Source organism: uncultured Caulobacter sp. (assembly GCF_937900395.1).
In the GTDB taxonomy this organism is placed as follows: domain Bacteria; phylum Pseudomonadota; class Alphaproteobacteria; order Caulobacterales; family Caulobacteraceae; genus Caulobacter.
Genome location: NZ_CALCDX010000177.1, coordinates 1 through 7,522 on the forward strand (window position 1 = coordinate 1; position 7,522 = coordinate 7,522).

The window sequence follows — 7,522 nt, forward strand, 5'->3', positions numbered from 1 at the left end:
GCCTCGACCTCGACGATGGCGCCGGTCGACGAGCCGGCCTTGCGGATCGTCTCCAGGTGCTCTTCCCAGACCGGCACGATGGCCGCGTCGGGAGACCAGTAGGGGTTCTGCTCGACCTCGTTCCAGTCCCAGTTGTCGCGGTTGATCGCGTGGGGGCCGATCTGAGTCAGGGCGGCGCGGACCGTGACGCCGGGGATGACCAGACGCGCGATCGCGCCGGCCGCCACCCGCGCGGCGGTCTCCCGGGCCGAGCTGCGGCCGCCGCCGCGATAGTCGCGGATCCCGTACTTGGCGAAATAGGCATAGTCGGCGTGGCCCGGGCGGAAGGCCTGGGCGATCTCCGAATAGTCCTTCGAGCGCTGGTCGGTGTTCTCGATCATCAGGCTGATCGGCGTACCCGTCGTGCGCTGGCCGCTCGAACGCTCGTCCTCGAACACGCCCGACAGGATGCGCACGGCGTCCGGCTCCTGGCGCTGGGTCACGAACTTGCCGCTGCCGGGACGGCGCTTGTCCAGGAAGCCCTGGATCATCTCGGCCGTCAGTTCGATCCCGGGCGGGCACCCGTCGACCACGCAGCCCAGCGCGGGGCCGTGGCTCTCGCCCCAGGTGGTGACGCGGAACAGATGACCGAAGGTGTTGTGCGACATGGCGCGGCTTCTAGCGGAAACCGGGCGAGGGGGCAAAAGGCGAGGCGAAAGGCGGAAGCCGGAAGGCGGCGAGAGGGCGAGAAATGCAACCTTCAATTTCATGAAAGTGTGATAAACGTCATAGGTGTGGCTTGGCGGCTCTGCCATCTTGCCTTGCGCGTCTAGGCTCGGCGTCGCCGGTCCCGACGCGAACAAGCGGCGACCCGTAGGGAAATCGCCGTCAGCAAAAAGGGAGATCCACGATGAGCGACGGTACCGCGAATTTCGCCGGCGATTGCGGCGAGTGCTCCAAGCGGGGCGAATTCAAGAAGGCGACCAGCGTCGGCGGCATGCTGGTGGGCCAGTCGGCGACGGTGAACGGTAGTTCGCCGGAAAACTGCGTCATCGCCAATGACAGCGCCGCCGTGTTCAAGATCGAACTGCTCTCGAACGCCGGCTTCTACAAATATCAGGTCCGCGTGGACGCCCAGGGGCCGAAAGGCGCCTTCAGCGGCTCCATGTATCTGGCCTTCGAGGACGCCACGCACGACGTCTACTACCTGAGCGTCTATTCTTCGCGCCGTGAATCCCACACGGTGTCGTTCAACAGCTCCGACCCGCGGATCATCGCGATCTACTGGAGCGACTAGGACTTCAGCGTGAAGACCGGCGAGGCCAACCGCGAGAAGGCCGATTTCAAGGTGCTCAGCCCCGCCTGATCGCCTTGGGGCGTTCGCGCGAACGCCGGAAGGGAAATCCCATTCGAGCCATCGCGCGGACGCCCGTCGGCCGGCCCCCGAACGCCGCCGCGTCCGCTGGCGCGGTTCGAGGTTTGTCCAACTCGAGCGCCAGGGAATGGCGTCAGGAGGCCGTCGTAATGAAGTTCAGGACAATGCTGGGCGCCTTGTCTCGATTGTAGTGGGTGACCTGTAGCTGCTGGATCGAGCCCTTGGTCAGCGCGTGGGGATCGAAGCCGGGCGGCGGCGCCTTGCCGTTCACCAGCATCCTGATCCGGGGCGAATTCAGCCGTCCGCGCACCTCGACATCGCCGTGATAGACCCAGACCTGTCCGTCTTCCGGCTTCAGCTGGCCGCCGATCAGTTCGGCGTTGGTCACGCGCACATAGTCCGAGCGGATGTCGAGATAGAGGTCCTTGTCGTCGGAGATCACGCTGCGGCTGCTGCGTTGGCCGGCGCCGTCGCCCTGGGCCAGGGCGATCGAGGCGGTGGCGGCCGCCGTCACGGCCAGCAGGCCGGCCAGCGAGAGGATGGCGCGACGGGCGAACGTTGCCGGAGCGCTGGGATTGATGATGGCTTTGAGGCGCATGGTCGTAGGTTTCCGTCCCTTTCCGGTGAAGGCGGGGTGCAAGGTGGGCGCGGCGCGGGCGCGCAGCACGCCGATCAGCGTTTCGGCATAGCGTCGCCGAACCGCCGCTGGCGCGTCCTTCAGGGCCAAGGCGTCGGCGAGTTCCTCGCGCGCGGCGATGGCGCGGGCGCGTAGGGCGGCGTAGGGCGGAATCATCCAGAGCAGACCGCCGAGAAGGTGCTCGACCAGCAGCCGCCAATTATCGCCCCGCTTGAGGTGAGCCAGTTCATGGGCGCAGACGGGCGTCAGGCTCTGCACGTCCAGCCGGTCGGTCAGCGCTCGGGGCAACAGGATGACCGGCTCGGACAGGCCGGCCAGCAGGGGCTGGTCGATCTCGTCGCTGATCCTGACCTCGGGGCGGCCAGTGTCCATGCGCCGGGCGGCGGCGCGGACGGCCAGGGCCAGATCCTGCGGCGCGGAGCGCGCGCGGCGCACGATGCCTCTGAGCTTGGCGCGACCCATGATCTGTCGCGCGGCCGCCATCGCCAGGCCTCCCAACGCGCCGAGCGCCAAGGTCGCGCTCACGACCTCGAAGCCGTCGAAGCGGGACATGGCGCGCGTCGAGGCGGCGCTCATCGCGGCGCCGGCCGCCGCGATCATGGGCGAGGCCTGGGCGACCTCGTAGATGGGGGCCGTGGTCGTCTCGGGCAGAGCTGCGACGCCCATCACCAGGGCCAGCATCGCCGGCGGCAGGGCGATGGCTGCGCTCCAGGCCGCCGCGCGCGTCCTCGGGTCGCCGGTCAGGCGATCGGCGGCGTTGCCGAGCAGCCAGGCCAGGCCGCTCGCGGGCAGGGCGGCGACCAGGCCCAGGGCGGTCGAGGCGAGCAAGGGGCTCATGGCTTGTCCTCCGGCTGGGGCGCGTTCAGCAGGGCTTCCAGTTCCTGGATCTCGTCCTTGGACAGGATCTGGCTGCCGGCGAAGGCCGAGGCGGGCAGGCGGCCGTCGATCTCGAGCAGGCCGCGCAGGCGGTTCAGCACCCCGCCGATCACGTCGACCTTGGCCGTCTTGGCTTCATACACCGCCAGGCCATGCACCGAGCGGCGGATCAGCAGGCCCTTGGCCACCATCCGTTCAAGCACCGTGCGGGTGGTCGAGGCGCTCCAGCCCAGCTCGGGCTCGATCAGGCCTTGCGCCTCGCGAGCGCTCATCGCGCCGCCGCGCCAGAAGGCTTTCAGGACTTCGAGTTCAAGGTCGGAGGGTTCGGTCATCGCCAGGCGATCTCCATATGTCGCGAGTACGCTACAAATGTAGCGCGCCTGCGTCAAGCGTCGCGAACATCGTTCTGGGGGTGACAGGCAAGACATTTCGATTTACGCCTGTAGGTCAAAATTACAAACGTGAGTTTCCTTGATGGCGACCGATCAAGTCCAAGCGGCCGGGCCGCCGCTCGCAAGGCGTGCGCTGAACCCCTGGCGCTGGGCGGCGATCGCCCTGGCTTTGGCGGCCCTGGTCGCTGTGGGAGCGGAGATCGTCGCGCGCCGCGATCGCGCCGAGCAGGCGCGGCGTGACCTCTATTGGCGGGTGGACGGGCCGCCTTGCGCCCCGCTCGATCCGAAGGTCTTCCGCGGCCTTGGACACTACCCGCAGGTCACGCCCTATGACGAAACGCTGTACCGCCGCGCCGGCGGGGCGATGACCTGCACGCATCTGGTCGACCGGACCGACGGGGCGAAGGTCCGCTACCAGGTCTGCAAGTTCGACGCGCCGAACTATCTGGCCGTGGCGCAGGGCGGGCGCGAATGGTTCTTCGAGCTGGGCGGAGCGCGCTCGGCGGCGGTCACGGTCCTCCAGGACAAGGTGCGCTGCGTCGTCATTCCGCCCTTCAAGATGTGACGCCCCTCTTGCGCGGAGAGCTCTTTCATAGCTAGCTATATAGCGCGCTATGAATGGAGGGCGGCATGGATCTTCTGGCGGGCTATGGGGTGGGGTTCTTGGGCAGTCGGCTCAAGCGCCTGGCCGAGCGGATGCAGGCCGACGCGGCCGAGGTGGCGCGGTCGCTGGACCTGCCGGTGCAGCCGGCCCAGATGTCGCTGCTGCTGACCATCCGCCTGCATGGCCCGATCGCGGTCGGCGAACTGGCCGAGCAACTCCAGCTGGCCCAGCCCACCGTGACCCGCGCGCTGAAGAGCCTGGAAGACGACGGCTTCGTCGAGACCCGCCGCGCGCCGGGCGACGGCCGCACCCGGCGGCTGGCTTTGACGGAGAAGGGCCAGGCGCTGCTGGTCCGCATCCAAACGCAGCTGCTGCCGCGCATCGAACCCGCGGCGGCGGAGCTGGTCGCGGGCCTCGACGGCGACTTCATGCTGGGCCTGGCCAAGGTCGAACAGCGCCTGGCCGAGGCCTCGCTGCTGGCGCGGATCGAGGCCGCCGGCCCGCCGGCCATGTGGGCCCGCGACTTCTCCGACGACCTGGCCGAGGCCTTCCATCGGATCAACGCCGAATGGATCGAGGACATGTTCACCCTCGAGGAGAACGACGTCGCCCTGCTGTCACGGCCGCGCGAGCTGATCCTTGACAAGGGCGGGGTGGTGCTGTTCGCGGAAACCCCCGAACTGGGCGTGGTCGGGACCTGCGCCCTGATGGTCTCCAAGGACGGCTGGGTCGAGCTGACCAAGATGGGCGTGCTGAAGAGCGCCCGAGGCCTGAAGGTCGGCGAGTTCCTGCTGGCCAAGACCCTGGAGAGGGCCGCCAGCCTGGGCATGGACAAGGTCTATCTGCTGACCAACAAGAAGTGCGCCGCGGCCATCCACCTCTACGAGAAGCTGGGCTTCGTCCACGACGCCGAGATCATGCGAACCTTCGGCGCGCGCTACGAGCGCTGCGACGTGGCGATGGCGTATCGGCCAAGGGGCTAGGGGGCGCGGCGAAACGATCCCGCCTGCGCCGGATGAGGTCTGGCGCCCCTTTGAACCGGAGGTTGTCGATGCCACAATGGCGCGAGAACGGGGGATATCTGGTGCGCCTACTGGCTTTGATGGTGACGTCCGCGCTCGTCGGAAGCCCGGCGCATGCGCAATCCGAACAGGTGCGCCGTGGGCCTCCGCCCGCGTGGGCTAGGCCATCCGCGATGCTGCCCGCGCCCGACACCGTCGATGGCCCGATGTTCGTCCGGCGACAGGACGTGGAGGTCCACCTCGGCGAGCAGGGACAGGCGCAGTACTTCGGCTCGCGCATCAAGATCACCCAGTCGGCCGCCCTGGAGCTCGGCAACATCTCGATCGCCTGGAACCCGCAGGCTGGGGCGCCGATCGTGCACAAGATCGAGCTGATCCGGGACGGCAAGGCCACCGACGTCCTGAGCAAGACCGCCTTCGAGATCCTGCGGCGCGAAGGTCAGCTGGAAGAGCTGCGCCTGGACGGGACCTTGACGGCGGTCCTGCGCGTGCCGGACCTGCGGGTCGGCGACGAGATCGAGATGGAGTTCACCACCTTCGGCGACGATCCCACCCTGGGACCCAACCAGTCGGGAATCCTGATGGTCACGGCGAGCCCGGCGCCGGGGCGGTATCATCTGGGCCTCGGCTGGGACGAGGGCCACGAGCCTCATCTGAAGACGACGCCGGACATGACGGCGGCCATGGCGCGGGGCGAGCGGACCGTCGATTTCCGCTTCGACAATCCGCCCACGCTGGCGCCGCCGAAGGACGCGCCGCCGCGCTATCAGTGGCAGCGCGCGGCGGAGTTCACGGACTTCGCCGACTGGGCGGCCATTTCGCGCCACTTCGCGCCGCTGTTCGCCAAGGCGGCGACCCTCGCGCCCGACTCGCCCGTCAAGCTGGAGGCGAAACGGATCGCCGAAAGCCAGGCAACGCCCATGGATCGCGCGCGGGCGGCCTTGAAGCTGGTCCAACAGGATGTGCGGTACATCTATGTGGGCCTCAACAAGGGCAATCTGACGCCCGCCTCGGCCGACGAGACCTGGCGGCGCCGCTACGGGGACTGCAAGGGCAAGACCGTGCTGCTGATCGCGCTGTTGCAGGAGCTCGGGATCGAGGCCGAGCCCGTGATGATCAGCTCGACTGGCGACGACGGCCTGGATCAGCACCTGCCGATCCCGCGGTTTTTCGACCACGTCCTGGTGCGCGCGCGGATCGATGGCGCGACCTATTGGTTGGACGGCACCTTGCCGCCGGTGGCGCGTCCCAGCGACCGGCCTGTGTTCGCGGTCGATTGGGGACTGCCGCTGACGGCCCAGGGCAGTCCGTTGGAGCGGCTGCCGCCGCGCGGTCTGGAGACGCCCGACGAGATCAACCTGTTCGAGATCGATGCGCGGGCCGGCTTCGACAAGCCGGCGCGCATCGTCTCGACGCGGATCGCCCGCGGCGTGGCCGGCCTGCAGGAGCAGCTGCAGTTTTCGGCCGTGACCTCCGGACAGCTGCTGGAGGCCTTCCGCCAGCGCGCGGTCGGGGAGACGTGGCAGACGATGGACGACGTGCGCTGGCGCTATGACGAGAAGGCCCAGGCCAGCATTCTGACGATCAGCGGCACGGGGACCGTCGACTGGGAGGACGAGGGCGGCGGCGCCCGGTCGCTGGTGCTGCCCGGCGGCGGCTTCAGTCCTCCGGAGCGGCGGATTCGCGCCGACGATCAGAGCAAGGACATCCCGTTCTACATGGCTCCTGAGTATGAGTGCCACGTCACGACGGTGCGAACGCCGCTTTCGACGCAGCCCCGGCAGTGGTCGTCGAAGGCGAGCTACGACACGCGCCTCTTCGGTAGGAATTACTATCGCGCGTGGGAGTTGAGGGACGGCGCTATTCGCATGGTTCGCGGCTCGCGGGTTGAACAGCCCGAGATCGACGCGGCCACCGCCCGGCGCGACAACGCCCGCATCGCCAACTTCGACAACAGCATGGGCGTGATCTACTACGACCCGACCGGAAAAAAGCCGTTCGTCGGCGACGGCGAGACCGTGCCCGCCACCTACGACTTCGACTGGACGGCCAGCGACGTGCCTTGCAAGGGGACGGGGAAGCGCCCGTAGGCGACGCCGCCGCCTAGTCCACCCGCCCCAGCACCGCGCGGATCGTTTCGACCATCCGGTCGATGTGGCTCTTCTCCAGGATCAGCGGCGGGGAGAGGGCGATGATGTCGCCGGTGACGCGGATCAGCAGGCCCTCGTCGAAGCAGGTCTCGAAGACCTCCATCGCCCGGGCGGTTGGGGCGCCGGGGCGGGGGGAGAGCTCGATGCCGGCGACGAGGCCGAGGTTGCGCACGTCGCTCACATGGCGGGCGTCGGCCAGGCTGTGGACGGCGTCCTGCCAGTAGCCCTCGATCCCGGCGGCGCGGGCGAAGAGGTCGTCCTCCTGATAGGTCTCCAGCGTCGCCAGGCCCGCCGCGCAGGCCAGAGGGTGGGCCGAATAGGTGTAGCCGTGGAAGAGCTCGATCGGGGCGTCCGCGCCTTCCATCATCGCGCCGTAGATCTTTCCTGACGCCGCGACGGCGCCGCAGGGCACGGCGGCGTTGGTCAGGCCCTTGGCCATGCAGATCAGGTCGGGCGTGACGCCGAAGCGGTCGGCGGCGAACGGGGC

General features: G+C 68.5%; 8 protein-coding genes. 4 read left to right on the plus strand and 4 right to left on the minus strand.

Features of this window, described 5'->3' with window-relative positions; translation table 11 throughout:
- Positions 1-647, minus strand: a 647-nt coding sequence (aroC, locus tag Q0379_RS15450; protein WP_299010637.1) for a chorismate synthase, incomplete at its 3' end; no start/stop codon positions are given.
- Positions 648-889: 242 nt separating this feature from the next.
- Here aroC and Q0379_RS15455 point away from each other — a divergent pair.
- Positions 890-1,276, plus strand: coding sequence for a hypothetical protein (locus tag Q0379_RS15455; protein ID WP_299010640.1), 387 nt, complete (start codon positions 890-892; stop codon positions 1,274-1,276).
- A 211-nt stretch (positions 1,277-1,487) separates the two neighbouring features.
- Here Q0379_RS15455 and Q0379_RS15460 read toward each other — a convergent pair whose 3' ends face one another.
- Positions 1,488-2,828 carry a M56 family metallopeptidase gene (locus Q0379_RS15460; RefSeq protein WP_299010643.1) on the minus strand — a complete coding sequence of 447 codons (1,341 nt, stop codon included), beginning with the start codon at positions 2,826-2,828 and terminating at the stop codon, positions 1,488-1,490.
- On the minus strand, positions 2,825-3,199 hold the full coding sequence (locus Q0379_RS15465; protein WP_299010647.1) for a BlaI/MecI/CopY family transcriptional regulator: 375 nt from the start codon (positions 3,197-3,199) through the stop codon (positions 2,825-2,827). The genes Q0379_RS15460 and Q0379_RS15465 overlap by 4 nt, the downstream gene beginning before the upstream one ends.
- 142 nt (positions 3,200-3,341) lie before the next feature.
- Between Q0379_RS15465 and Q0379_RS15470 the strand changes: the two genes are divergently transcribed.
- The 3 genes from Q0379_RS15470 (at position 3,342) to Q0379_RS15480 (ending at position 6,975) form a co-directional block, all read left to right on the plus strand.
- A complete protein-coding gene (locus tag Q0379_RS15470; protein ID WP_299010650.1) occupies positions 3,342-3,824 on the plus strand; it encodes a hypothetical protein in 483 nt (160 codons plus the stop codon).
- A gap of 65 nt (positions 3,825-3,889) precedes the next feature.
- Complete coding sequence (locus Q0379_RS15475) at positions 3,890-4,846, plus strand: bifunctional helix-turn-helix transcriptional regulator/GNAT family N-acetyltransferase (RefSeq protein WP_299010652.1); 957 nt, start codon at positions 3,890-3,892, stop codon at positions 4,844-4,846.
- A 212-nt stretch (positions 4,847-5,058) separates the two neighbouring features.
- Positions 5,059-6,975: a DUF3857 domain-containing transglutaminase family protein gene (locus Q0379_RS15480; RefSeq protein WP_299010654.1), complete on the plus strand. Its 1,917-nt coding sequence runs from the start codon at positions 5,059-5,061 to the stop codon at positions 6,973-6,975.
- Positions 6,976-6,988: 13 nt separating this feature from the next.
- Here Q0379_RS15480 and Q0379_RS15485 read toward each other — a convergent pair.
- Positions 6,989-7,522: aminotransferase class III-fold pyridoxal phosphate-dependent enzyme (locus Q0379_RS15485; protein ID WP_299010656.1), on the minus strand; the 534-nt coding region annotated here is incomplete at its 5' end.